We start from the raw sequence: 25,007 nt of genomic DNA on the forward strand, positions 1-25,007 counted from the left end.
ACAGACGCGTTGACCGCGCCGAGTTTCAAATTCAAATAAACAATTCCGTATGACCTTCTGCCGCCAGTTAGCGTTAACCTTTTGTTAACTTAAAATTTCTTGTCGGGACAAACGAATCGGACATAATGACGGCATTCGAAAGAATTTCGGCGAAATGCCGTCACTTGAGGTTCCGGAAAGCATGAACGTTTTAGCGCCCGTGTCGAAACCCCTCTTCGACGACACCATTCTGGCACAAGGCCGCGAGATTTCCAGGAAGCTGAACCAGCTTCGTTTCGAGACCTTCCCACCGAACGCCAGGAAGACCTTGCGGCAATTTTCACTCGGGGAAGCGGCGCATTTTCTCGGGGTCTCGACTAGCAATCTCAAGAAGCTGCACCTTGAAGGCAAGGGTGTCGAGCCAACTATACATGCCGGAGGTCGCCGGACATATTCGGCAGAGCAGATCATGGAGCTGCGTCAATGGCTCGACCGTCACGGCCGAGCCGATGTGAAGAAATACGTTCCTCACCGCCGCAGGGACGAGAAACTGCAGGTCGTTGCCGTTGTTAATTTCAAGGGGGGCAGCGGAAAGACAACGACGGCCGCACACCTTGCGCAACATCTGGCGCTAACGGGGCACCGTGTATTGGCCATCGACCTCGACCCACAGGCTTCGCTGTCGGCCCTGTACGGCATCCAACCCGAACTCGACAAGAATCCATCGATCTACGAAGCGATCCGTTACGACGACGAGCGGAAGCCCATCACCGACGTGATCTTGCCGACAAACTTTCCAGGCCTGGAACTTGTCCCTGCATCGCTAGAATTGCAGGAATATGAGTATGACACTCCACTGGCGATGCAGGACAAGAATTCCGTCGTCGGGAAGACGTTTTGGAATCGCATCGAAAAAGTATTGCGGGAGGTCGATGACCGATACGACGTGGTCGTAATCGATTGTCCGCCCCAGCTGGGCTATTTGACGCTGACCGCTTTGTCGGCGGCGAGTTCGGTGCTGATCACTGTACATCCGCAGATGCTCGACCTGATGTCCATGTCGCAGTTCCTTCTGATGCTCGGCGACATCCTGAAGACAATTCGCCAGGCGGGCGGCGACGTAGATTTAGATTGGTTCAGATATTTGATCACTCGATACGAACCGACCGACGTCCCGCAAGCCCAGATGGTCGGATTCATGCAGTCAATGCTCGCGTCACAAATGCTCAAGACGCCGATGTTGAAATCGACCGCGATTTCGGATGCTGGGCTAACGAAGCAGACGCTTTATGAGGTCGAGAAATCCGGGATGATTAGGGCAACGTACGACCGTGCCATGGAGTCGATGGAAGCGGTTAACGCGGAAATCAGAGAACTGATCCACGGGGCTTGGGGACGTACGAAATAGACGGCCGTCTAAGTCAGGTTTTATTACAATGAAATCAGATGAATGACCCAAATTTCGGGACGCTGAAATGGCAAGAAAGAACGTTTTCGACAATTTGATGCGGGAATCCGCGCCCGAAACGGCAGAAGATGGCGAGCCAGCTTCCGGGTTTCGCAAATTCGGAGCGGCGAGGTCCATCTCATCGTCGATCGATGAATTGGCCAGGCAGGCCTCCAAACTCGCCGAAGGCGAAACGGTTATTGAACTTGATCCCGACCTTGTCGACAGGTCATTTGTGCCCGACCGCATGAGCGTTGATCAGGACGACGCATACCACGAACTGCTGGAGGCAGTGAGGGAGAGGGGACAGGATACCCCAATCCTTGTAAGACCCCATCCCAGCACCGAAGGCCGCTACATGGCCGTTTTCGGACACCGACGCGTGAGAGTTGCCAAACAACTCGGGAGGCCTGTCCGCGCCGTGGTGAAGACGCTGGCAGACATCGACCACGTTGTCGCACAGGGGCAGGAAAACTCCGCCCGCGCCAATCTTACGTTTATCGAGCGTGTTCTGTTCGCCCAGCAACTGGACGGGCTTGGTTTCAGCCGCGAAACCATCCAATCTGCTCTGTCGGTCGACTACCAGACCCTCTCTAAGATGCTGACGATTCCGAAAGCTATCCCCGCGGTCGTCATTGATGCGATTGGGCCGGCCAAAGGGATTGGACGCGACCGGTGGTTGGATCTTCGGAAACTCGTCGAGAACCCCAAGAAGACGCCAATTGCCAAGAGCTATGTGGCCAGTGAAGATTTCGCGGCTGCGGATTCTGACGAGCGTTTCAACCTGCTCTTTGATTTTCTGAATGGAGCGAAATCCAATAAGGCAATCAGGAAAGGGCTAGCTCCGCGAAACGACAGAACCTGGGCACCGGCTGACAAATCGGTCGCCGCGACGATTAGAAACAATGGAAAGGCCTTCAGTCTGGCGCTGAAAGCGAAAGACGCGGCCGAGTTCGGCGAATACATTTCGGAGAACCTGGACAGCCTTTACGAGGCATTCAGAACGTCGAAAGAAGAGGCAACAGGAGACTAAACCCGCAAAAGAAAAAGGCCCCCGAACGTCACCGTCGCGGAAGCCCTTCTCATCCTTAAGCAAGCTGAGAATCACATTTTCGCGAATCACTGTCAAGAGTCTAGGCGTCGATTCGGCGAGCAAATTTCTTTTGCCTAATTGAAGGCGAAGGAAGAAATGGAAACTGGTATTGCAACGACGCCCTTTGGGCGGCGGCCGATGTCGCTTGCCATATTGGCAGCGCAAAACGATTCACGTGAAATCCCCAAGGACAGGGTCGTTGAGAAATGGCAGGTCTACCGCGACCTCTGCGAGGGCAAAAGCATCGTCGGCATTGGCGATCGCGCCCTGGCCGTCCTGAATGCGCTGCTATCATTCTATCCTGACAGCGAGCTGAGTGAGGAAAACGGCCTCATCGTGTTTCCCTCGAACGCACAGCTGTCCCTTAGAGCTCATGGGATGCCCGAACCCACAGTCAGACGGCACCTGGCAGCCCTTGTGGACTGCGGGCTGATCGTCCGTCGCGACAGCCCGAACGGCAAGCGTTATGCGCGCAAGGGCCGGGGAGGGGAGATCGAGGAAGCATTTGGCTTCTCACTGGCGCCGCTGCTGGCCCGTGCTCACGAGTTCGAGGCGGCGGCTGAGCGTGTTCGCGCCCACAACAGGGCGCTCAGGCTTATGCGTGAGCGGATCACTTTGCACCGCCGGGATATCCAGAAGTTGGTCGAGGCGGCGGTTGAGGAAGATGTGCCAGGCGACTGGGGAGGCCTGTGGAAGCGTTTCCGCGCCGTTGTGGAGGCAATTCCGCGCCGAGCTTCCGTTGTCGAGCTCGAGCCGATCGTGGGCGATCTGGCCGCATTGCATGACGAAGTGGATAAGCTGCTGGAATTTCACATGAAATCCACGAATCCGAGCGGCAATGACTACCAAAACGAGCGGCAGCAATCTGATTCAAATACCGACTCTATTTTTGAATTTGAACCGGCTTTAGAGAAAAGCGGGTCGACGGCCGAGCCAAGGACGAGGACCGCAGAGCCCCCGAAAACCTATCCGCTAGGGCTTGTGCTGAAGGCCTGCCCGGAATTTTCGGATTACGCCGTCGACGGGATCGGCAACTGGCGCGATTTGATGATCACCGCGGCCCAGGTGCGGGGCTACCTTGGCGTTTCGCCGTCAGCATATGAGGAAGCCTGCCATGTGATGGGCCAGGAGGTCGCCGCAATGGTGATTGCCTGCATTGTGCAAAGGGCACAGCACATCAACTCCGCAGGCGGCTATCTGCGGGTGCTGACCAAAAAAGCGCGGGCGGGGCAGTTTTCGGTCGGACCGATGCTGATGGCGGCGCTGAAGGCCAACGGGGCAACGGCGCGGATGACCGGATAAGTGTGTGGGTACCGGGATTTGCCGAGCGAGGGCTCAGGGTTTGATCCGCGCGATAGGGCGTGGATCGTGGCTGCAGCGCTTGGCGGCAAGAAAGCCCTATGCGAGGATCGAGGACATGAGAAACGAGCACGACCGGGAACCCACGCCCGATGAAACCGCCGGGATGGTGTGGTGGAACTCACTTACCGAGGCCGATCGCGCGGCTTGGCTGGCGCGGGCCGGCAGCGCCGTCCCTGCGGATGCCTGGGTGGCGTACAAGCGGCTCGGAGATGTTGAGCGTCAGCCGCGGACTATAAACTGACGGCGGTCCCTGCGGCGGCGATGAAGTCTCTCGGATCTAGGTCACGAGATGACTGGTTCTGCGACGAGACCAAGCCTTAGGGCTCGATGGAGCAGGTTCTCAACTGACGAAGCGGACCATTGAGCAGCTCCCCCTTGGTATCCGCTTGCAGGCGCTCAAGCGGGTTCGATTTCTGGACTTGAAAACTATCGAAAAATGCCATATTTTTTGCACAAGAAACGTGGCTGTTTATATGGTGGAGTGATCCTATGAGCCAGGCACTCAAGATTCCCGTGCAGAACGAACCTCTCGTCTTGTCCTATATGGACCGGAGCGGGAAGATCGCAATCGAGCAGGTCGCGGATGGTTTTGGCATGTCCAAGGGCCAGTTGGCCCAGACCGCCGGTCTTGCTCGCGAGACCCTCTACCGGTCTGAGCGCAGCCGGACGGTAAAGACACAGGGACGCCTGCGTGAAATGCTCGAGATCATCAGTCGGGTGGCGGATTGGGCGGGCGGCAAGGAACAGGCGATGGCCTGGTATCGAGCCCAGCCGCTTCCGGCATTCGGCGGACGCACCGCCGAAGCGCTTGTGAAGGAGGGCAAGGCCGCTGCGGTCCGTGATTATCTCGACCACATGGCCGTTGGCGGCTTTGCTTGAGGTTTGCTGGAACCTGCTACAGGGCGCACGATCCACGTTGGGCATTCAAGCCGACTTCCGGTGATGGAGCGGCGAGCAGAGGTGCGCGCTTCAATCCCAAGGGTGTGCCGGCGCTCTATCTGGCGCTGACCGTCATGACAGCGGTCAAGGAAGCCAACCAGGGTTTCGCGCATCGGATCGACCCTTGCGTGCTATGCTCCTACGAAGTCGATTGCGACGACATTGCGGACCTGACGACAGAGCAGACGAGGGGAGAATTCTCCGTCACGTTCGAGGACATGGCCTGCGCCTGGGCGACGGCTCTCAGCGATGGAAATCGCCCAGCGTCATGGTCGATCTATGACCGACTGCGGCCTCAAGGCATTGCCGGCATTCTGGTTCCGAGTTTTGCTCCCGGTGCCGAGACCGAGGATCGCAACCTGGTGCTTTGGGACTGGGGTCCGCATCTTCCGCACAAGGTAACTGTATTCGACCCGAGCGGCCGGCTGCCAAAGGACCAGCTGTCCTGGCGATGAAGCATCCGCGAAGGGCAGGGACGTTTTCGGCTGCTGGTGGCGCGCGACGCTTTCGGGGCGATATCAGTCACCGACCTCGATCGAATTGTGATCGCACCACATCCGCAACGCTCTTTCTTCCGCATTCGCTTCGAAAGCGTACCACCGATCGAGTGCACCCCTTCGCTGCAACAGATCCTTGAATCTTGCGTACGCGCCTCTTTTGCTGAAGATTTCTTGAACGTCACCGACGTTGTCAGGCAGAAATTGGCGGGCGAAGTCCAGTACGAGCGGCTTGCCCAGGTCGAGTTCTTTCTTGTCAGGTATTTGGGCGTATTTGTCGCTGTCGTCGATATCATCCGGCAATTCGTCCAAATCACCGGTGAATTCGGAATGCCAGTAGAACGCGCCTGACTGCTTGCACAGAAAGGCCTGGTGTTCTCCCGTGCCCCCAAAATTGACGAATTCGAAAGCTAACAGTATGTCTTTGAAGCTGACGGGCATTGACGTTCGGCGTCCCATATAAATTGGCGTGGAGCCCACACATCACAGGTCGGTACCACGAGTTGAGTTGTTCTCGATCGTGCCCCGCCGCATGGTGTACCCGGCGGTGACGAAGTCGCTCGCGCGCGCGCCCTCCAACGGCGCTGTAGCGAGCGGCGTAGCGGGGGCATCGATGTTCGCCGGCAAGGTCGCGTTGCTCACACCAACCTGATTCGAACGACCCACCGATGACCGACGACATGATGAACCGGCGCACACTCGTGGTGAAGACCCCTGACGCTGATCTTTTGCGCGAGATGATGGGCTTTGCCGCCGAGCGGCGGATAGCGATGGAGGTCGGCGCCGCAACCGGCAGTTTCTCTCTAAACGATGAGTCTTGCCGCCCGCCCGAGCGTCCGCTCGGCGTCATTGTAATAGTTCGAGGCTTGCTGGACCGAGCGGTGCTGCGACTGCTGCATGGCTTCGGGCAGCGGAATGCCGCGGCGGGCGGTTTCGGTGAGATAGCCGGAGCGCAGGCCATGGGCGGAAAACGCCGCCGGGTCGAGCCCAGCCTCGGCGACGCGGCGTTTCAGGATCAGGTTGACGGCCTGCGGGGTGAGGGCCCGCTTCTCCAAATTTCCCCAGCGGTCGATGCCGCGAAACACGGCGCCCTCGCTGATGCCGGCGCGCTCGAGCCAGTCCTTCAGGGCCAGCACCGGGCGGCCGACGAGCAGTACGAAAGCGTCGGTGTCGGCCTGTGTCGTCTTGGTGCGGCCAAGCCGGATTTTTAGGCAGGGCAGCTTTGGTCCGTCCGGGTCCTTCGGATCGGCCGGCACAGGCTCTTCCTCAACCAGCTGCTCGACACGCAGGGACGAAATTTCGCTGCGGCGGCGGCCGCCGGATGCGAAGGCGGTGATGAGAAGCGCGCGGTCGCGCAGGTCGACGAGACGGTCGCCGGCACAGGCTTTCAGAAGGGCGGCCAAAATATCGGCGGTCACCGCCTTCCTGCTCTTGCGGCCGCGCGGGCGGGCGCTGGCGCGCACCGCCAGTTTTAGCGCGCTTTGCAGTCCAGGGGCGTTGAATTTTCCGCGCAAACCGCGCCATTTGGTCAAGGTCGACCAGCTCGACAGCCGCCGGCGCACGGTGGCGGGCGCGTGCGGACCGTCGCTGCGCAGAAGCCCTTCAGCTTTCAGCGTTATCGCGACTTCGGCGGGCATGCCGTGGGCTGGATCGGTCTCCCGTTTGGCCGGATCCCACAGGTGATGAGCGACGAATTTGATCAAAAGCGCCTCCGGCGCCGGCCAGGGGAGCGAAAAACCGGTCGCGGCAAGCGACCAGGCTTCGAGGTAGCCGAGGTCGGAGGCCAGCGCCCGCAGCGAATTCTCCCCCATCCCCTCCTTTGCCAGGTGGCGCAGCGTCTCGACGTCGTCGTCGGTGAGGATGTCGGCCAAAAAGTCGCGGCGGTCGAAGGGCAGCACCGACTCCAGCGCGTCGAGCGCCTCGGCGCGACGCAGTTTCTGGTCGGATGCGAGTTTTGGCAGGCGAAGGTCCATGACGCCCCTCAGAAAAGATAGGGCCGGTCGGCCCAGGCAAGCAGCACGGCCGCGTCCTTGTCCGGCAGGCGCACACGCCCGGCGCGCAGGCCGTCGGCGATGATGTAGCCGACATCCGGATCGACCCAGTGGCCGTGGGTCATCAGAAAAAGCCAGGCGAAGGGCAGGCCGACTTCTTCGTCGATCGCCTCGATCCGCTCCATCAGCCGGTGCACGGACACCCCCTCTCCAGCGAGTAACTTTTCGGCCGGATGTTTCAGCGGCCGCGGAATAAACCCGATCTCGCGTTTTTGGCCGCGTCCCTCAAAATCGTGGATGTCGAAGGCCCAGTGGTCAAAGATGCGTGCAGCCGCGGAGCTGGATCGCGCCCAGTCGGCAAAAAAGCGGTTTTCACGCGGAAAAAAATCGAACCAGTCCGGGTTGGCGTCCAGGAACGGAATGTCCCTCACACCCACGGAGCCGACCTCGTGGATGACGCGGTTTTCGAGTTCGGGCCGACTTGCTTCGCGTTGCTCGCGCTCAATGCGGCGGCGCGCCAAAAAACTCCTCATGTGGACGATGCCGCCGCCGGTGCGGCCGCGCAGCCGGTAGACCGGTCCGGCGAGCTGACGCGCCTCAACCGCGGACTCGCGAGAAACCCAGGTCGGTTCGAACAGCTGGTCGGCGCTGGTGGGGCGATAGTCGCGATCGACCACCGGGCCGGCCAGATGTTCCCTCTCGCGGCCGAGCGAAATTTGGACGAAGTCGGCGGTGCCGGGGCCGGTGGGCGCGAAGGCAAATGCGCTCACTCCCCGCCATTCGGTGAATTTTTCGCCGCTCTCGCGATGCCGGTTCCAGAAGGCGGTGAGGTCGCCGCCGACATCGGCCAGAGCGCGCTCGACACCAGGCGCGATGGTCGCCGCGGCGCATGCCGTCGGCAGCGACGACAGCATGTGGGTTGCACCAGTAGGGGTCTTTGATCCTCGCGACGGTAAAGGCGAAGCCCGCAAAAGCCTTGTTCAGGGCCGGGGCGAGTTCGGCGTCGGCCGACTGCGGCTGCAGAGCTGCGAGCACGGTTTCGACGGAAGCGGGATCGGGCAGGCGGACGGTTTTTTGCTCGGGCATGCCGGGTGCTTCTCTATTGGTCTATTGGCCAGAAATGGCCGCCCAGAACGCCGACCGTACGACGCCGGCGGTCATCTGGAGGACGATTCTGGCTGATTTGCGGGTCAAAAACCATCACTATCGATAAGAGGTCATTATCGATAGTGATCTTTCTCCCTGAAGAAACACGACGTAAGTCCAGTGAGACCCTTACTAGCTTGACCAACGCGAATCAGCCATCATGAAAACAATGGCTTACACGCTCGACAAACCGCCCCTGGAAACCCTGATCGGGCCGGTTGCCCGCGCCACCGAGGTTTTGGTCCGCCTCGACGAGCGGGTCGCCCGATCGCCGGTCCGCGACGGCTTTGTCGAGCGCCAGCATTTTGCCGACGCGGCTTCCGCGCTCTGGCTCGCGGGCGAACTCGTCCACCTCGAGGACCTCGTGCTGCACGATGCCCACATGGACATCCGCACCCCGACCCACGAACTCACCCGGGCGCACGCGGTGCTGCGAACCCGCCGGCGGATTTTTGCGCAAAAGCCGGACTGGGCGCTCAGCCGCGACGGGCTTTTGGCGCTGACCGGTCGCGGCGGCGCCATGCCGGCGGCGGGCCAAAAAAGCCGGGACGGGGAGGGGGCTGGAACTGCCTCTGTGGAAGCCGACGATCGCGATGACGCCGAGGCTAACCGGCTGGCCGAAGAATTTGCCGAGATCGATGCCGTCCTGGCGCGCTCGTCGAAGATTCTGAGCGGCGCCGACGTGCGGGTGAAAGCGGCGCGGCCGGACGACCGGCCGGAGCCGCAAAACGGCCTGATCTACGATCTCGACTGGAATGAGGAAGAACGGCTGGCCGAATGGTTGGCTGTGCTCGCGGAAACGCGGGAGCAACCAGTCGTCCTGCGCGCTGCGGTCCTGCTCGAAGCCTGGTCGGACATCGAGGTGCTGCAGCATGCCACGTGGCTCGGGCCACTGCTCGTGGCTGCACTGCTGCGCCAGGAGGGTCTTGCCGCCAGCCATCTCGCCAGCCTGCATCTCGGCGCCAAAAGCATTCCGCGTGAGCGGAGGCGGGCGCGCAATCGCGGCGATCGGCTGCTGGCCTCCCTCGATGCGATCCATGAGGCCGCACTCGTGGGGCTGAAGGAGCACGACCGGCTGGTGATGGCGAAAAGCCAGATGGAGCGCCGGCTCAAACAACGGCGCGCCAGCTCAAAATTGCCCGACCTGGTCGAGCTGGTACTCTCGCGGCCGCTCGTCTCGACGGGCATGATCCAGGAGCGGCTAAAGGTGACAAAACAGGGGGCGCTCAATCTGATCGGCGAGCTTGGCCTGCGCGAGATGACGGGCAGAGGAAGGTTTCGCGCCTGGGGAGTAATCTGAAGCGAGGATCGAGAGGTTGCCGCCCTTGTCGTGGGCAATGACAAGAGACTAAGCTACTGATAATGCAAGATTATCATTCATTATGTGTTGCCGACAGGCTGTGCGACGCCGGCACCCTCAGCGGGGGCAGCCTAGTCGTTCGGCACCATGACGATCTCGTCAGCCAGTGCGGTGAATCGATGATCCGAGTATCCGGTTTTCAGCGACTTCCGGAACTCTACCATCTCGGCCTCTGAAATGGCTCCGCACCTGGCCAGCCCGCAGACGTAGTGGTCGACGTGGATTACCTCCCGCGTGGGATCGTCCGGCCACGGAGCCGGAATGGCGGACTGATCTATTTTCGGAAAGCGCCTGTGCGCCGTGTCGATCATTTCGCGATACCTGGCGAGGTCCTCACGGGCCAGGGTAAATTCCATTTCCCTGTCCTCCTTCGCATACTGCTCCGCCTCCTCCCGTGTGGGGCGGAAATACTCAATGATCTCGCCTTCACCAGCAAAACCCTTCTTGGCCGCTCCGGCTCGCGTGAGCGTCCGGGCGAACCGCATGGAGGTCTCGTGGCCATACTTGCGGCTGCAGATTTTCTTGAAATCAAAGAGCCGCCGGGCCGCATCTTCACGCTCGCAAACGAAGATATCGCCGACGCCCCAGTTCTTATCCTCGATGCACCAGTATTCCTTGAAAGGTACGAGCCTAAGCGGCTTCTTCGAGTCGAAGTCCGCCGACTTCGTTACGATGAGGAAATATCCTGTAGTGAAAGCCATGCGACCGCCCCGTGCTTCGTCGCTTCCTATCGGCAGACGATGGGTTCTGCAACGATGTATTAAACGTCGACCAAGATGGACCTCGTGACTTCATGAGCCTTCCCCGTTCAAGGCCTATCGAGCGTATCAGTGTCCCGGTGCTCCAGCCCGAGGGGTTCAGTCCAATCCCCGGGTCAGCTCTCAGCGGAAATCAAAAAATGCTGATTCCACCCAGCGCTGCTAATTGAGCGACTTCTACGAGAAGCCTTCGAGAAATTCTGATCCCGGCTGTGCGCCAGATACGAACAGACGGTCCCGCGCTCGCGTCGCGGCGACATAGAGCAACTGACGCTCCGTGGCTATTACCTCGTCCAATTCGAATTCGTCGGCGACATCCGCCACCCGGGCTGCGAGCGGCAGCACGCCTTCATCGCAGGCGACGACGGCAACGGCACGGAATTCGAGCCCCTTCGCGAGGTGCATGATGCCGACGAGAGCAGATTCTTCGTCCTGCCGACGCGTCGTGGCAGTCCTGAACGACAATCCGGCAGACTCGGCGATTGCGCGTGCCCTCGGAAGCTGCTCGGCAGAGCGAACGAAAATAGCGATTTCTCGCGGCGCGATACCGTTGTCCAAGGAGCTACGGATGAAAGTGGCCGCCGCTTCTCTCTCGGCCACCTCGTCATCGGCGATTACCACTTCCGGCTCGATGCCGTCGAACACTGACACGGTATCGCGGCGATCATCTTCCAGCCCGTCCACATCGCGGATCATCCGAGGAAGAAGCCGATCGGCCATCTGCCGGATCTGCTGGGAAGTGCGGTAATTCACCTTGAGCGTGAATGAACGGCCACGGACGTCGATGCCTAATCCAAGCCAGGAAAACGGTTGCTGGAAGATGCGTTGCCCAATGTCTCCCGCGAAAAAGAGCGCTTCTGGCGCCGCCGGCGCGATAGCAGCGAGGAAACGAAGTTCCGCCACCCCAAGATCTTGGGCCTCGTCCACCACTATATGGGAAAAGGGCTTCTCTTTCCGCCCCGCATAGGTGGCAGTTACGTGCTGGAACAGCGCTGCTGGCGTAAACTGCGCTCGCTGACGCAGTCCTTCGCGAACGCGCGAAAAGACCTGCCATAATGTCTCGCGCTGCTTTTGGCCGAGCCGGTTCTTGCGGCCCATGCGTGGCACGTCCGCGTAAGCGTCCGCGCTCTCGATATGCCAGGCGTCGACCACGTTTTCCCACTCCGAAAGCAGGAAGCGAGACGAGAAGCCGGTGACGCCGGTGTCGGCAGCGGCCATCTCGACGAGCTTCCTAACAGTCTCCCGGTCGGCCACATGGGCCTTTCGACCTGTGGTCAGAGCGTACAGCTCTTCGGCGATGCGCCGGAACGACGCCACCGTGACGCGGTCTGTGATGTCTTGTCGGCCGCCCGCAAGGATTGCGAGCTTCCTTTCCAGGGACTCGGCGAGAGGATCAGAGAAGCTGGTGAGCAACACGCGAGCTTCGGTATCACTTCGCAGAATTCGCATGACACGATGCAGCGCCACGACGGTTTTGCCCGTCCCCGCCGAACCGGCCACGCGCACCGGGCCGGAATAGTCGCGCTCGACGACCTGCCTTTGAAGCGGATGAAGAAAGACTGCCCATTTCTCAAAGGGTGCATCGAGAGCCGCCTGAAGCTCTTCGACGCCCTCCAGGACCCGGAGCCGGCGCATCGTGTCGGGATGGGCCAGGGGATTTGCAACCGGCAGCGCTGGTGGCGGAAGAATACCCGTTGCGGCATACTCCAGCAGTGCCTCGGCCGCTTCCTGAGGGAGATGTCCGGCAAGCGTGAAGAACGATTCCTCCGTGGCCTTTTGGACATCGGCGATCCAGTCCTCCGGCACACCGACAGACAGGATTTGTTCCTCTCCTAGCCGCCCGAAAATCGGCGGAACTGCAGCCGGAGCTTCGAAGGTCATTTCCGTCTGGGCTGGGGCGGCAGGTGAGGGGATCTCTTCGACGCGTTCGCGTACCTCCACGATCTGGATGGCGCCGGTCGCCGGGTGCGTCTCGATGCGACGGCGTTCCGCCCATGTGTAGGCGTCGTCATGATGGTCGACATAGGCGAGCATCAGGCTCCCACCGGTCTTGTGTACGATGATGCGCAGATCGCGGTTGACCCGCACGGACCAGAAATTCGGATCCCTGGATTTGTCGATGCGGTGGAATTGAAGACTGGGCCGATCCGGCTCGGTCATCAGTGTATAAGCCGTCAACTGCGCCTGCTTCTGCTCGTCATTGGCGAGCCTGGCGAGGGAGGCGGTGAAACTGTCGGCGAGGATCGTGGGCATCAGTTATCGCCCCTGCAACGTGAACGAGAGCGTGCGGGTATCCGGCCGATCGACTCGGACAATGTCGCCTTCCTTTGCGCCTGCTTGTCCGAAGAAGTGGCGCACTGCAGCGCGGCATCGAAGGAGCATCTTATCTCCCGCAACATCTGTTTCGTGCACGCCGCCTGGATCAAAGCGAACGATGAAAGGACGGCCCAAATCGTGCTTGTTGGTTCCACCTACGCCACCTGCTGGAATAAGGTGACGTATGGAGTTGAGACTCAGGTTGCCGTTTCGAATTGCGCCGTCCGTAAGGGTGATCGCATGCCCAGCAGCTACAGGACTGGTCGACGAGCGTGGTTCGGTAAGCGGAGTTACGGTCACCGAGACAGTCGGGCGCGACTTTGGTTTGCTCGATATACGTCCAACGCCAGCGCTCGCTGTCGTTGGCGCAAGGCTCCCGACTTCCTTGATGGGGTGATCCACTGAGGGATGCGACCCGGAAGGGAGAAAGCCACCCGCCTGGATTTTCTCAAGCGGCACACTCAGTTGGCGAGCCGCCGCCTCCACGTCTTCTCTCTCAAGCGTAACGAAAGTGACAGCGCCGGACTTGTGCCGGTATGGAACCGGCGAAGGCAGCGCACGGACGTTCGCCAGAACCCAGGGATAGATCCAACCATTGGCCATAACATCATCGAGCATCGACGCGGGGATAGCGTGGAGGTCGCCGTGGCTCATGTAGTTGACCCGGTTGAGCGGAGACACACTGTCAACGAGGTCTGCGACTCCTACAATCAGGCCGCTCTTCGCACGAACGAGCCCAATCGTTCCGCGAACGCGCGTAGGCCTTGAACGCATCTCCCATGTCTTTCGGCCTCGCAGGATGAGTCCTATCCAAGGCTCACGGATAACCAGCGCTCTGTCTGGAAACGGCATTCTTAATCCCATTTTCTCAAGCAGACTTCCCAACGACCAGGCTCCTCGCTGCTTCAGCGGCCGATGGAACCATCGTCCATTCGTATTCGCGATCTGGCGGATACCAACCCTCGGCGAGGAGGCTCATCCAGACGGGCGAGCCGTCGTTGCGGAGGTCCGGCTTCCATTGAAGCAAGGATGTCAGACGGCCCGCCAGTTTGCCGTAGAGCAGATTTGCCGTCTTCGGATCGTCTTTGCCCATGGCTTCTTGCGCAAGCATCCGCATTGTAGCGGTGCGGCGTGGCGCGTTGGCATGTACGCGAAGAAACGCACTGTCGCGATCGGAGAGTCCCGCCTCCTCGAATGCGAGGCGGAACGCGGCGACGTCTGGCCTCGGTCGCAAAGGCCGGGGCCGTGCCCAAGGCGCCAGCAGTGATTCCGGATCGAGCGTCAAGGACCGCCACCAATAGGGTCCAGGCGATCGGGCGCGGATGATTGGCAGCTCTACCTTGTGCCCGGACGCGATCTCTTCACCCAGCGCTCGCCGCTCTGGAAGAGTTCGCAATTGGACGAACTCCGAGCCATATCCACCCGCCTCAACATGCAGGCAGAACAGTTCCCACTCGCCAGGCAAGGCATTGAAGCGTTTGTGCAACCTGGCATGGCAAGGTTTGCAGAGTGGGTATGACTGCGGCGGTTGAAAGGCATACGGCTCGGAATAGTCCTCCGAATGCCATTCGCCCGGTGGACGGTGGGGATCACCACACATCGCACAGGGCTCGGCTTCGAAAGGCTGGTTCCGACCTGTCAACTTGCGATGCGCGGGAATAATCCTCGACCGTTGTTGCCAGCTGTAGCCGTTGTAAGGGGCATTGCTCACGGTTGCGTTCCGATAGGTCGTCGAAGGACGGAGCAAACGGTCATGTTAATGGAATTCAATATCAGCATTATTCATCTTATCGTACAAATTGCCGATTTGTTCTAGTCTCCCCTTTAGTTCAAGTCGCTCGCGAATAATCATATTCTTACCAACAGCGATAAATGCTCTTTCTCCCAACGGTGTAATATTGAAGCCGTTGGCAGTTTCCTCGGCAAAACCAACCTCGCAGAGGGCGTCGATGTGGTCTTGAAGATCATCTAATTCCATGTCGCACGCTATAGCCAATCGGCGTGCATTGGCCTCGCCATACGCGGCGATCTTTGCGAGAGGCAGGATGGCGAGGGGAGGGATTTCATCCAAGTTGGCAATCCTCAACGCCAACCCACCGGCTTCTTGAGCAAGCCACTTACGGTAGTTCAAGTTGTTACCGGACAAAATCGCGTCGGCTATCTCTCTGCGCATTCTCTCTCCATTACTTGTCGGTCTGTGGGTTCAGTCACGAGTGGAAAAGCAAATCTTGGCGCATCGTTCGCCACTCGCAGCCTTCGTCCGGATCATGGTTCAATCCGCGCCATCCCTCACACCCCGAAAACCTTCAATACCTCATCCCCGAAGTGATTGATGACCTTCACCGCAATCCTCCCCGTCCGCGGCCGTGGGAACGGCCGAGATGTATCCGAATACATCGTCGACCAGGCGTCCTCGTCGATCTCGGCCTTCAGCGCCGTCTTTCAGCGACTTGTAGGGGTCATTGGCGCCGAGGAAGTAGGCGTGACGGACGAAGAAGCTCTCCTCGTTATAGTCGGTGTCGACGAACCAGGCCGCGATGCCCTTGGTGTCGGTCGAACGAATGTCGCCGGTCGAGGGATCGAACACATCGACACCGTTGACCTTCACCTGGAGCTGGCCCTCGGGCGTTTCGATCAGGTCGATGTCCGGCTCGCCGAAGACGACAAAGAGATTGCCCTTGCCCGTATTCTTCAGGTCTTCGGCCATGTGCAGGTCGGGGTTCATACGCGCCTTCAGGATCGGCAGGGGGCCGAGCCGGTTGAGGTCGCTCGCCTGGGCCTCGAAGTTGAACGCGCAAGCGATCAGCGCGTCGAAACGGGTTTCGGAAGCTTCGCGCGCGGCAGCGGTGATGTTGGAGCGAGTCAGAGTACCGAATTCCGGACGATCAGGATTCCCGCGCGCTTCTCGCGCCCGTCACCATCCGTGTAGCGGCCTTCGGCCGCCAGCCAGTTGCCCGGCCAGGGTTCGACCGAGTTGAATTGGATCGTGTCTCGGCGCTCCTGCTGGTGGACACCGGCGGAGCGCAAATGGTCGAGCACCATCTGGCCGAAATCCTGGTCCGGCACGTTCTTCGGCGCGGGCTGCATGGTGCCTTCGGTGGCCGATAGTTCGCCGGCCAGCGTGTCGTCGCGCGAGGTGACGACGCGGTGCGGCGACAGGCTCTCGACCGTGAAGGGGCCGGCAACGCGCACCTTGGTCCTATCCTCATAGGGACGGTCGTAGAGCATCTCGACATCCGCGGCCTTGGCGATCGAGTCGTCTATCTCCTTCTGCCGCGCGATCCGGCCTTCCCACCAGCCCTTGTGCAGCTCCCGCACCCGGGCGCTGACAAGGCCGGCCTTGGCGATGCCGTCCTTTGTCTCCAGCCACTGGTCGAGGTTGCGCGGGATTTCCCATTCCTCGAACGTCTTCTGCAATTTCTCGTTTAGCTCACGGCGCAATGGCTCCAGGACCTCCTGCCACTTCTCCCAGATCACGTCGATCGCGGCATTGTTGGCAATGTCCTTAAGCATAATATGTGGCGCGCGGTCGTAGACGAATCCCTGACGTACGTCGCCCGAGCTTGATGTCTGGGGCTGAACCTTGCCCGAAACTTTATATTCCTTATCGCGGCCCTCCACACTGTCGGCGAGAAGGTAGTAGGCATAACGTGTCGACATCAGCCTCGTGCGCGCTAACGCCAGAGCGACCCTCGAAGTGTCGATGGTGATCCAACGCCGCCCCCATTGCTCAGCAACCGTGGCCGTCGTGCCGGAACCGCAGGTTGGGTCGAGGACGAGATCGCCAGGGTCGGTTGCCATCAAAATGCATCTTTCGACGGTCTTCGATCCCGTCTGGACTACATATACCTTCTCATCCGTGAAGTTGCCCGTTCCGGTGTCTGTCCAAATGTTCGAGTATGGCAAAACGGCGAAATCTGAATGGAACCGGCGGTATCTAAAGCTGTTTGCGGCCACATGTACTCTGTTTGCCCGTATTAGACGCTGCATTCCCACTGGATAATTCGGTTTCCAATGAGAGTTCTTGTTCCATGGGTCATCCTTTACGCCGCGGTACTCCAGCGGCTGACGATCCGAGGCACGCCCCTGTGAGATAAGGTTGTCGGGGTTATATGGTCGCGCATCAGTTGGTATCGATTCCCCATCTTTCTCCTTTGCCGACACGCCGCGGTGGCTGTTTTCGTCGAGAAGCAACCAGGTCGCATTGCCCTCACCGACTACATAGGGCTTTGCTCGATAGAGTGGGCGAATCTTGGCTGAAGCTTTGCTACGCGCAAACCAGATGACATAGTCGATTACATTCGAGATCGCATCTGACGAAAACCCGTATGTCTTCTGGACACTAAGAGTGGTGATGTGGTTCTTCTCGCCGAACACTTCATCCATGACCGCTCGCACTCGGTGCACGTTCTCGTCGCCGATCTGGACGAAAATCGAGCCGCTCTCCGTCAATAGTTCGCGGGCGACCATCAAACGGTCGCGCAGATAGGTGAGGTAGGAGTGGATGCCGTCCTTCCATGTGTCGCGAAAGGCTTTCACCTGTTCCGGCTCGCGCGAGACATCCTCTTTCTTCCCGTCCTTCACGTCGCGCGCGAGGGTGGAGACCTGCCAGTTCGAATTGAACTTGATGCCGTAGGGCGGGTCGAAATAGATGCACTGCACCTTGCCGCGCATCGCCTCGCGCTCGGCGAGGCTTGCCATCACCTGCAAGCTGTCGCCGAGGATGAAGCGGTTCGTCCAGTGCTGGGCGTGCTGGTAGAACTCGGCACGCGCCTCCGGATCGGTGATGCCATTGAAATCAGCGAAGAGGTTGGGCTGCTCGGCCCCACTCTCGCGGGCGCGGTCCGACATGCGCCTGAGATCGTCGATCAGGTGCTTCGGGTGGATCGCCTCCTGGCGGTAGATCGGCGGCGCGTTGACCACGAGGTCGGACCAGTCCTGCCGATCCTTGCCGCGCCAGACGAGCTGCGCATCGCCGAGCTCGAGCTCGCCCGTCTCGGCAAGCTGACGCATCTGCTCCTTCGTGATGCGGATCTTCGCGCCGTTCCAGACGATCTGCGGGTCGAGATCGCCATCGCGCTCACGCGTCTCGCCATTGGTCAGCGGGCGAGGCCGCGGCATCGCCATCTCGCGCTCGACATTGCCCAGAATCTCCTGCTGCTGCTCAAACAGCGACGCCATCTCGGCCGTCGGCACGTTGATGCGCCGCGCGGCATCGTGGGTAAGGGCATCGACGGCTTTTTGTATTGGCGTTTTGGCCATCAGGCAGTCCAATCAGGTCGTCAGAGAAATTTCTTGATTAGGAAGTGATAGACGGCGACGATCTCATCGTCGCGTTCGCGCTCGATGCCTTTGATCGTGAAGTCCGAGACCTTTCCGACAGTCGAGCCACTTCCTTTGCTCGATCCGTTCCGCACGATACCATCCTTGATGTTGCCGATCGCCGTTCCAGATCCCACGGACGAGCCATTCCGGATCACACCGTCCTTCACATTGCCCATGGCGACGCCCGAGCCGGGCAATGACCCACCTTTGCGGATGACTCCATTCCTGAGATTGCCCAATGCGGTGCCGGAACCGATCGTAGATCCGTCCCGGACTACACCATCCTTGTAGTTTGCCATATTTTCCCCCTGTGTGGTCCCATCTGAATATTTAGATTCCCAGTCCTGTCCCGTCGAAGGTGGTATTTATGCCGTGGTCATTTCATCCCAGGAGGATCTGGCCGGGTCGGCCAGGAAGGCGTAGCGACTGCGAAGATATTTTGCCCAGGCATCGTCTGTCGACGCATCTTCGACAAGCGGCGAGAACAGGGATTCAGTCGAGCGGCTGATGAAGTCGTCGGTTTCGATCAGCAGCGAGCGGTAGACTTGAAGGCGTTGTCGCCCAGCGGACGCATTGCGGGTGAGGTGACACGGGTCAGGCGTCTGTTCGCTGCGGGAGCGATGTGGAGCACACGGGCACGCTCCGCGCCATCCTCTTGGACAGCTTCCATGCGAGACGCCAGCATTTGCTGGCGGAATAGCTGATAGAACGGTTCCCAAAACAGGTCGGGAAGTTTCAAGTCGGCATTGCTGCGCAACGGGCCGAACGGTGCGAAGGCAATGTTCTGGTATCGGCGAAGACGCTCCGCTTCGCGCTTCGGTTCGGGCGGAGCGCCGTAGGACTCGGTGTACTTCCACTCGATCAGCAAGGTCTCGACCCGGCCCGCCTGCGCCTGTCGGAAGCGCACAACAGCATCGGCGCTGGTGACGTTGGCGCCGCGCTTCGGCGATCCAGTTCGGGGCCATTCGTTGAGGTAATCCTTGCGGCCGATCCATTCGAAGCCGACGAACCAGGGTTCGCCGTCCGGTCCTTTCTCGACCTCCAGCATTTCCGGAAGCTCACCGCCGATGGCCTGCTGGACCAGACGCGCCAACAATTCTGGACGCGTCGCGAGAGGCATCAGGAAATTCAGACAGCAGACCTGCGAGGAAAGCCCGTGAGCGGCGTGCTGATGCCAGGCAATGGCGTTGTCAGAAAAATAGCGCGCAGCAATGTCGCGGATACCGGGGTTGAGGTTCGAAAGGCGGTTCGAAGGAGCAAGGCGATAGGCGCTTCCCTCAAACCCTCCTTCGCCGGGAAGATGCGCTTTAAAGAAAGCCGATTGACGTGCGCGTTCCTGTGCCACGAAGTGGGGCTCGCGTGGGTCGGTCATGCTTCGGTCCCACCCAGAGTTTCGCGCAGGGCCTTTTCATAGCGCTGCGAGGTGTCCCAGAGAAAATCGGCCGCGGCGTCCCAATTGCCTTCGTCGTTCATGTCAAGATCAAGCCTGCTTGAGAAGAACCTGTCGCTCTCGCCTGAGCTTTTCAACGGGGCGCCAAGTGCGGGGACCAGTTCCTCCTGCCAGTGCGTCAGGCGCTCGCGCAGTTTCGACGCTTTCCCGCCTTCCATCGTGCGGACTAAGACGCGGACGAAGTCGATGCCGGTGGTGATGCTGATCTCCAGACCCAGTTCCGGAATGGCGTGCCAGCGCGCGCCACGAGGCTGTGCGAGGCCGTGGCGAATCTCTTCGCGGTGCCGCCGGATCATGTGCTGCCAGAAACGCTTTATCACGTCGGTCTTCAAATCGTTGTAGGGGCCGTATTTGACCATGGTCACTCCGCCGCGATCGTCATTCCTGGGCCGCTCCTACGCCGCATCCGCTGTTTCGATCTCATCAAACAACGCGTCGTCGGGCGCAGCGGTCTCCTCGAACGCGACGGCGTCGACACTGGCCTTTCCCATGGCGCTCCCAGCCATGCCGGCCAGTAGCGCCATGCGTTCTTCGAAAAACGCCTCGAAGTTGTCCGCACGCAGGTGCTGCACCGGAATGAGATGCGTCTTGAGGATCGCATCCAGCTCCAGCGACGAAATCTTGTGATCCTGCTCGATCCGCTTCAGGTAGACGGAGGGGGCATCGCCCCGGACGATGTATCTGTTTGTGGCTGCCGACAACGGCGTCTTGTTCACGATGGAATCGTATTGCTCGATGGCCTTGCCCTGGCTACGGCACCATGATTGCGGGAAGATGTGATGGACATCGACGGCTTCGCTCCAGAGAGTCATGAGGTCGAAGGGTTTCCCAGAAACGAAGTCGCGGCAGCCTTCCCGCATCAAAAGGGCATGAAAACCCTTATAGGCAGCTGATTGGCGCCGTCGCAAACGCATCAGCTTGTTTGATACGAACGTGACGTCCTGGAAAATGGTCGGCGCGGACTGGTTATGCTCCAGCCAACCGATCAGTTGAGGCACGTCGCGTGCAATCTTGGTCTCCGTTCCGCCGCCATAGTGCTCGCCCAAGACGCCGGCCCAGAACCATTTCGCAAGGTTGGCACGTATGGTCGCATTGTTGGCCAATGTGGTTCCAACGCTTGCGAATAGCGCGGCCAACGCAACAACCTGCGGCGGATACGGAAGATCACGCTGGTAGACGATGTTCTGTTCGGCGAGGAATTTGCCTGCCTCAATAAACCCCGCTTCAATACGGTCCGCATAGTGCTGATAGGCTCCAAGCGGCAACGCTAGCAGGGCGTCTCGCTTGCACGTGATCTGCGGCAACTGAGCGCCTGGAATCGGATTGGTCTCGCGCTGCCGACGCACGTCCATGGTGTGTAGCAAAGTGCAGGCCTGGAGGAAGTCTGTGCTTGCCAGCTTCGCGAAGACACCATCGGGCTTGGTATTGCCGCGGATGCGCCCGAGGCGCCCATGTTGCGACTTGGTTCCCCACCAGTCCTCGCGAAGGTCGAAACCTTCGCCCGTCCCCGCGAAGATCGCCGTGACGAGTTCGAACGCATCAAGTTTGACCCCGCCGACATTAACCTTTTCAAATATGGTGCAGACGGCTTCGCGCTCGTTGTCCTTGGTGAGCTTGATGATGGGCATTTCGTATCGTTGGATTCGATCGAGTATCTGCCGGTCGAACGTCTTGTCCATCTCGTAGATATCGACGTCTTGCGCCTTCCAATGGTCGCGCCATCCGTACACCCAGTCCTTTTCGTCGAAACATCGGTTCAGCGGGAACATGTGCTGTTCGAACTCAAGGGCAGGGGTGGAGACGTCAAGGTCGATTTCCCGCGCAAAGGCCTTCATTCGAATGCGGCTCGGCGGAACTGTTTCAATCGCGTCTTCAAAATCGCCGTCAGCCAGCGCCTTTTTGAGATTGAGATAGAAGTAGCGTTCGACGATTTCCGACTGGGTATTTTTCACCCTCGCAGGCCGATCCGAATAGATTGACTGATAGAGCGAGGTCATTCGTTGCTGACCATCCAGCAGAAGCGCTTCGGGATTTTCGCTGTCAGTCTTTGTCCCCTCGACTGGTCGGAACTTGAAGTTCACCGATCCACCGCGCTCGAGCGTCAGAAGGGCACCGACGGGATAAGCTTTCGCGATGCTGGCAAGGAGGCTCACCACGGCATCTTCGTTCCAGACATATCCGCGCTGGAAATCAGGCAGCTGAAGCTTGCCGTCATTCACCTGCTCCAACAGCGTTTTGAGCGTTTGCTTCGTGCTGTCAAACACTGTGTTTTTCTCCTTTTGCGACCATCAGCGCATCGATCAATTTATTCCACTCCTCCTCAAGGGCGAAGGCGTCGCGGAACTCGGCGAAGCCCCAACGGCCGAAGGTGCCGATATTGTTGACCCCGGCACCCATAGCGAATCCATGGTCTCGGCCTTGATTTGCGCGTCGACCCCGCGGAACCCCTTGATCTCGACAACCAGCTGCAGCGGATCGTCGGGACCGTGCCCATCGTCGATCCGGACGATGAAGTCCGGCAGGTAGCGCCGCGTGGTCGAGCCAAGGCGGTACGGCACCTCGAAGCCGAGCGCCTGGTTTTTGACATAGGAGAGCGTCCCCGGATGTGATTCCACCACCCGGGCGAACTCGGCCTCCCAGTCGGAATCGCAGACGACGTAGTTGATGTGCGACTTGTCCGGCGCGGTCTTCCAGAGGTTGGCCTTGGTCGTGTTGAAGGCAACGAAGTTCGTCGTGCCGGCCGGGTTGTAGGGATCGAGCATCGCTTTGAGGACCGTGGCACCGTCCGCGCCGGCCTCCCGCGCGATACCGCTGTAAATCAAGTTCGCGGCCTTTTCTGCCAGCTCCGCATAGGTGAGCATGCCGATTCTAGTTCCACCGACCGTCTTGACGTGCTCGCGCAGCCATCGGCGTGTGATCGGCTGAACCTGGCTGAACAGGTGATAGGGCGGATCCTGGTCGCCGTCGCGGAAGTAGAGCTCGATCAGCCGTTTGGTCAGGTGCATGCTGACGGTATTCGCGGGCATGTCGTCGAGCGCCGCAGGGGACATGTCGATGCCTTCACCAACGAGTCCCTCAAGCCGCACGCTGGTCGGTCCGACCATTTCCGGAGTGAGGGTGAGCGTCGAATCCTGCGAGAAGGAGGCCGAGATGCGGTCCGGCGGCAGTTCCGTGCGGTATCCTGCAACCCGCGGGAATCGGATGGCGAGCCGCTCCCGCTCCTTCATTGCCTGCACGCGGGTAATCTTCTTTGGCGGGATACGGACGACCTTCTGCGGCTCCGTCGCGAAGTCGAACGGAATGCCCATGATGTCGGCATACTCGGTGTTGAACAGGCCTTGCGGGTTGAGCTCGTAGGATTGGCGGCGTAGGCCGCGCCCGATCACTTGTTCGCACAGCAGCTGCGTGCCGAAGGCGCGCACGCCGAGGATGTGGGTCACCGTGTTGGCGTCCCAACCTTCGGTCAGCATCGAGACGGAGACGACGCAGCGGATTTTCTCGCCAAGTCGACCCTTCTGGCCAACCGTGTTCATCACCTCGCGCAGGAGTTCCGAGTCCGAGATGCTTCCAGCTGCTGCTCCCTCTCGCTCCTGCTTCTCGCGCCGGAACAGGTCAATTTCGGCTTCGGCCATCTGGCGGAAATTCGGGTCCAGAGCCTCGCCGGATTCAAGCTGCTCGGAATCGATCAGCAATGTGTTCATACGGGGCAGGGGCTCGCCCGTGCGTTCGTCGAAGTTTCGGGACAGGTCGAGGTGGCCCGTGTGGATGGTTTGCATCCCGCCTTGGCGCTCGCGCTGCCATCCGGCGATCCACTCATAGACTAGCTTCGAACTCGCAGTGTTGTTGCAGACCACAATGAACACGGGCGGCACGTCGATTGGGACGCGTTCCCAGTCCTCGTACGTCTCCTTGTAGTGGCTATAAAGCGAATGAAGGGCGTCTGAAGCTCACTTGGCAAACTAAGAGGATCCAGGTCCCCTGACTTGCCGGCGCCCTTCTTCGGCATCTTCTTGCCGATGTGATCCCAGAGGTTTCTGTAGATCGGCGTGGGCGCGTTGACCGCGTTGTCCGCGACGGGCACCCGGGGCAGCTTGACGATACCGCATTCGATCGCATCGACCAGGGAGAAGTCGGACACGACCCACGGAAACAGCGTTCCCTCATCATAGCCCGAGCCGCGCAGGAAGAAGGGCGTCGCTGACAGGTCGTAGACACCGCGAAGACCGACCTTGCGCTTCAGGGCTTCGATGCCGGAGATCCAGAGGCGAGCGGCCTCGTTATTCTTCTTTGCCTCCTCCTTGTCCTCGCCCTTGGCTTCCGCCTCTTCATCCGTGCCAGGCCGTTCCCGGTAGCAATGGTGCGCCTCATCATTGATGACGACGATGTTCTTGAGGGGAAGGAGTTCGCCGCAGGCGCGCTGCAGCATCTCACCCTCGGTTTCTTGTTTCTCGATTGCGGCTCCCGTGCGTCCCTGCATGAGGCGTTCGCCGACAGGGTTGAGGTCATGCGCCTTGCGGCGCTGGAAGGCGTGATAGTTGGTGATAACGATCTTTGCCTTGCCGAGATCAAATATCATGTCCGGCGGCACCAACTCGCGCGTGACATAATAGTTGTCGGGATCCGACGGCAGGAGGACGCGAAGCCGGTCGCGGATCGTGATCCCGGGGGCAACAAGGAGAAAACCGCGGGAGAACAGGCTCGAATTAGGCTGGCGGGCGGCATTGATCGCTTGCCAGGCGATCAACATCGCCATGACTGTCGTCTTGCCCGCGCCTGTCGCCAGCTTGAGCGCTAGCCGGAACAGTTCGGGATTCGAATCCCTGTTTGCCGCCTCGAGAGACCTGAAGATGTGGGCATACTGTTTTCGATTTCGAGCGACCTCGGTCAGCCAAATGACCGTCTCGGTTGCCTCAACCTGACAGAAGAACGGCTGCTGATTGGAAAACTTGTGATGCCGCCAATGCTGGAGCAGTCGCTGGGTTGTGGGCGTCACACCCCAATCGGAAGGATTCGGAATGGCGCGCCAGGATTCCAGATGCCGCCGCAACTCGTTGACCAGCGCATTCGGGGAATACTTGCCTGCTTCGTGCCCAGCCTCATCCAGATCGAGCGCCCGCTGTGCGGCCGTCGCCTTCGAACGTTTCCCGCGCGGCACGGGAACAAGGTACTTCGACGTCCTCCTTCCGTCGATTGGCGGCAGGTCCAAAGGCTGCCCCTCGTCATCAAGCGCATGATGACTGGTCGGCGGCAGATATGGAGAATTCAGGATAGGTTCTGAATAGAATGGCTTGGTCATGTTCCCCCCGGAACGATTCCCTCGGACAATGGACGCCAATCTCCTCGC

General features: G+C 59.9%; 20 protein-coding genes and 3 pseudogenes. 7 read left to right on the forward strand and 16 right to left on the reverse strand.

Features of this window, described 5'->3' with window-relative positions; all coding sequences use genetic code 11:
- Positions 1–181: 181 nt before the first annotated feature.
- From repA to NKH99_RS28530, 5 genes are all read left to right on the forward strand, one after another.
- On the forward strand, positions 182–1,387 hold the full coding sequence (repA, locus tag NKH99_RS28510; protein ID WP_352496428.1) for a plasmid partitioning protein RepA: 1,206 nt from the start codon (positions 182–184) through the stop codon (positions 1,385–1,387).
- 67 nt (positions 1,388–1,454) lie between these two features.
- Positions 1,455–2,459 (forward strand): plasmid partitioning protein RepB, encoded by a 1,005-nt coding sequence (gene repB / locus NKH99_RS28515; RefSeq protein ID WP_353017037.1) that lies wholly within the window; start codon positions 1,455–1,457, stop codon positions 2,457–2,459.
- A gap of 156 nt (positions 2,460–2,615) precedes the next feature.
- Entirely contained in the window at positions 2,616–3,821 is a 1,206-nt protein-coding gene (gene repC, locus NKH99_RS28520) for a plasmid replication protein RepC (RefSeq protein ID WP_353017082.1), read from the forward strand.
- A gap of 549 nt (positions 3,822–4,370) precedes the next feature.
- On the forward strand, positions 4,371–4,760 hold the full coding sequence (locus NKH99_RS28525; RefSeq protein WP_352496412.1) for an antitoxin Xre/MbcA/ParS toxin-binding domain-containing protein: 390 nt from the start codon (positions 4,371–4,373) through the stop codon (positions 4,758–4,760).
- Entirely contained in the window at positions 4,757–5,275 is a 519-nt protein-coding gene (locus NKH99_RS28530) for an RES family NAD+ phosphorylase (protein WP_352784120.1), read from the forward strand. The genes NKH99_RS28525 and NKH99_RS28530 overlap by 4 nt, the downstream gene beginning before the upstream one ends.
- 63 nt (positions 5,276–5,338) lie before the next feature.
- Here NKH99_RS28530 and NKH99_RS28535 read toward each other — a convergent pair whose 3' ends face one another.
- Entirely contained in the window at positions 5,339–5,758 is a 420-nt protein-coding gene (locus NKH99_RS28535) for a DUF3159 domain-containing protein (protein WP_353017041.1), read from the reverse strand.
- 227 nt (positions 5,759–5,985) lie between these two features.
- On the opposite strand from NKH99_RS28535, the pseudogene NKH99_RS28540 reads away from it, so the two are divergent.
- A pseudogene (locus NKH99_RS28540) lies at positions 5,986–6,114 on the forward strand (IS256 family transposase); the annotation flags it as partial.
- Positions 6,115–6,120: 6 nt separating this feature from the next.
- Here NKH99_RS28540 and NKH99_RS28545 read toward each other — a convergent pair.
- A complete protein-coding gene (locus tag NKH99_RS28545) occupies positions 6,121–7,290 on the reverse strand; it encodes a site-specific integrase (protein WP_353017044.1) in 1,170 nt (389 codons plus the stop codon).
- Between the two features lie 8 nt (positions 7,291–7,298).
- On the reverse strand, positions 7,299–8,222 hold the full coding sequence (locus NKH99_RS28550; RefSeq protein ID WP_353017047.1) for a hypothetical protein: 924 nt from the start codon (positions 8,220–8,222) through the stop codon (positions 7,299–7,301).
- 401 nt (positions 8,223–8,623) lie between these two features.
- Here NKH99_RS28550 and NKH99_RS28555 point away from each other — a divergent pair, with 401 nt between their 5' ends.
- Positions 8,624–9,754, forward strand: coding sequence for an RHE_PE00001 family protein (locus NKH99_RS28555; RefSeq protein WP_353017049.1), 1,131 nt, complete (start codon positions 8,624–8,626; stop codon positions 9,752–9,754).
- A 131-nt stretch (positions 9,755–9,885) separates the two neighbouring features.
- Here the strand turns inward: NKH99_RS28555 and NKH99_RS28560 are convergent, their stop codons facing one another.
- The 13 genes and pseudogenes from NKH99_RS28560 to NKH99_RS28615 all read right to left on the reverse strand — a co-directional run bounded on the left by NKH99_RS28560 (position 9,886) and on the right by NKH99_RS28615 (position 24,959).
- Complete coding sequence (locus tag NKH99_RS28560; RefSeq protein WP_353017051.1) at positions 9,886–10,515, reverse strand: hypothetical protein; 630 nt, start codon at positions 10,513–10,515, stop codon at positions 9,886–9,888.
- A 234-nt stretch (positions 10,516–10,749) separates the two neighbouring features.
- Positions 10,750–12,825, reverse strand: coding sequence for a 3'-5' exonuclease (locus NKH99_RS28565; RefSeq protein WP_353017053.1), 2,076 nt, complete (start codon positions 12,823–12,825; stop codon positions 10,750–10,752).
- Between the two features lie 3 nt (positions 12,826–12,828).
- Positions 12,829–13,542 (reverse strand): hypothetical protein, encoded by a 714-nt coding sequence (locus NKH99_RS28570; RefSeq protein WP_353017055.1) that lies wholly within the window; start codon positions 13,540–13,542, stop codon positions 12,829–12,831.
- 3 nt (positions 13,543–13,545) lie between these two features.
- Positions 13,546–13,752, reverse strand: a pseudogene (locus NKH99_RS32820) (ASCH domain-containing protein); the annotation flags it as partial.
- 4 nt (positions 13,753–13,756) lie between these two features.
- On the reverse strand, positions 13,757–14,599 hold the full coding sequence (locus NKH99_RS28575) for a hypothetical protein (RefSeq protein ID WP_353017057.1): 843 nt from the start codon (positions 14,597–14,599) through the stop codon (positions 13,757–13,759).
- Positions 14,600–14,644: 45 nt separating this feature from the next.
- Positions 14,645–15,061: a hypothetical protein gene (locus NKH99_RS28580; RefSeq protein ID WP_353017059.1), complete on the reverse strand. Its 417-nt coding sequence runs from the start codon at positions 15,059–15,061 to the stop codon at positions 14,645–14,647.
- A gap of 141 nt (positions 15,062–15,202) precedes the next feature.
- A complete protein-coding gene (locus NKH99_RS28585; protein WP_353017062.1) occupies positions 15,203–15,613 on the reverse strand; it encodes a hypothetical protein in 411 nt (136 codons plus the stop codon).
- 137 nt (positions 15,614–15,750) lie between these two features.
- Positions 15,751–18,150, reverse strand: a complete 2,400-nt coding sequence (locus NKH99_RS28590) for a site-specific DNA-methyltransferase (protein WP_353017064.1) — start codon at positions 18,148–18,150, stop codon at positions 15,751–15,753.
- A 20-nt stretch (positions 18,151–18,170) separates the two neighbouring features.
- Positions 18,171–18,512, reverse strand: a complete 342-nt coding sequence (locus NKH99_RS28595) for a hypothetical protein (protein ID WP_353017067.1) — start codon at positions 18,510–18,512, stop codon at positions 18,171–18,173.
- Between the two features lie 227 nt (positions 18,513–18,739).
- On the reverse strand, positions 18,740–19,585 hold the full coding sequence (locus NKH99_RS28600; RefSeq protein WP_353017069.1) for a PGN_0703 family putative restriction endonuclease: 846 nt from the start codon (positions 19,583–19,585) through the stop codon (positions 18,740–18,742).
- Complete coding sequence (locus tag NKH99_RS28605; RefSeq protein ID WP_353017071.1) at positions 19,582–20,022, reverse strand: hypothetical protein; 441 nt, start codon at positions 20,020–20,022, stop codon at positions 19,582–19,584. The genes NKH99_RS28600 and NKH99_RS28605 overlap by 4 nt, the downstream gene beginning before the upstream one ends.
- Positions 20,023–20,058: 36 nt before the next feature.
- Positions 20,059–21,927, reverse strand: coding sequence for a GmrSD restriction endonuclease domain-containing protein (locus tag NKH99_RS28610; RefSeq protein ID WP_353017073.1), 1,869 nt, complete (start codon positions 21,925–21,927; stop codon positions 20,059–20,061).
- Positions 21,920–24,959 (reverse strand): annotated as a pseudogene (locus tag NKH99_RS28615) (BPTD_3080 family restriction endonuclease). Before NKH99_RS28615 ends, NKH99_RS28610 begins: the two are co-directional and overlap by 8 nt.
- Between the last annotated feature and the right edge of the window lie 48 nt (positions 24,960–25,007).

It is taken from the genome of Mesorhizobium sp. M0854 (genome assembly GCF_040319815.1).
Taxonomy (GTDB): Bacteria; Pseudomonadota; Alphaproteobacteria; order Rhizobiales; family Rhizobiaceae; genus Mesorhizobium.

Bases quoted from the DNA above. Each gene is read 5' to 3' on its own strand.
- repA (WP_352496428.1), top strand. From the start codon at position 182: ATGAACGTTTTAGCGCCCGTGTCGAAACCCCTCTTCGACGACACCATT.
- repB (WP_353017037.1), top strand. From the start codon at position 1,455: ATGGCAAGAAAGAACGTTTTCGACAATTTGATGCGGGAATCCGCGCCC.
- repC (WP_353017082.1), top strand. From the start codon at position 2,616: ATGGAAACTGGTATTGCAACGACGCCCTTTGGGCGGCGGCCGATGTCG.
- NKH99_RS28525 (WP_352496412.1), top strand. From the start codon at position 4,371: ATGAGCCAGGCACTCAAGATTCCCGTGCAGAACGAACCTCTCGTCTTG.
- NKH99_RS28535 (WP_353017041.1), bottom strand. From the start codon at position 5,758: ATGCCCGTCAGCTTCAAAGACATACTGTTAGCTTTCGAATTCGTCAAT.
- NKH99_RS28545 (WP_353017044.1), bottom strand. From the start codon at position 7,290: ATGGACCTTCGCCTGCCAAAACTCGCATCCGACCAGAAACTGCGTCGC.
- NKH99_RS28550 (WP_353017047.1), bottom strand. From the start codon at position 8,222: ATGCTGTCGTCGCTGCCGACGGCATGCGCCGCGGCGACCATCGCGCCT.
- NKH99_RS28555 (WP_353017049.1), top strand. From the start codon at position 8,624: ATGGCTTACACGCTCGACAAACCGCCCCTGGAAACCCTGATCGGGCCG.
- NKH99_RS28560 (WP_353017051.1), bottom strand. From the start codon at position 10,515: ATGGCTTTCACTACAGGATATTTCCTCATCGTAACGAAGTCGGCGGAC.
- NKH99_RS28565 (WP_353017053.1), bottom strand. From the start codon at position 12,825: ATGCCCACGATCCTCGCCGACAGTTTCACCGCCTCCCTCGCCAGGCTC.
- NKH99_RS28570 (WP_353017055.1), bottom strand. From the start codon at position 13,542: ATGAGCCACGGCGACCTCCACGCTATCCCCGCGTCGATGCTCGATGAT.
- NKH99_RS28580 (WP_353017059.1), bottom strand. From the start codon at position 15,061: ATGCGCAGAGAGATAGCCGACGCGATTTTGTCCGGTAACAACTTGAAC.
- NKH99_RS28585 (WP_353017062.1), bottom strand. From the start codon at position 15,613: ATGAACCCCGACCTGCACATGGCCGAAGACCTGAAGAATACGGGCAAG.
- NKH99_RS28590 (WP_353017064.1), bottom strand. From the start codon at position 18,150: ATGGCCAAAACGCCAATACAAAAAGCCGTCGATGCCCTTACCCACGAT.
- NKH99_RS28595 (WP_353017067.1), bottom strand. From the start codon at position 18,512: ATGGCAAACTACAAGGATGGTGTAGTCCGGGACGGATCTACGATCGGT.
- NKH99_RS28600 (WP_353017069.1), bottom strand. From the start codon at position 19,585: ATGACCGACCCACGCGAGCCCCACTTCGTGGCACAGGAACGCGCACGT.
- NKH99_RS28605 (WP_353017071.1), bottom strand. From the start codon at position 20,022: ATGGTCAAATACGGCCCCTACAACGATTTGAAGACCGACGTGATAAAG.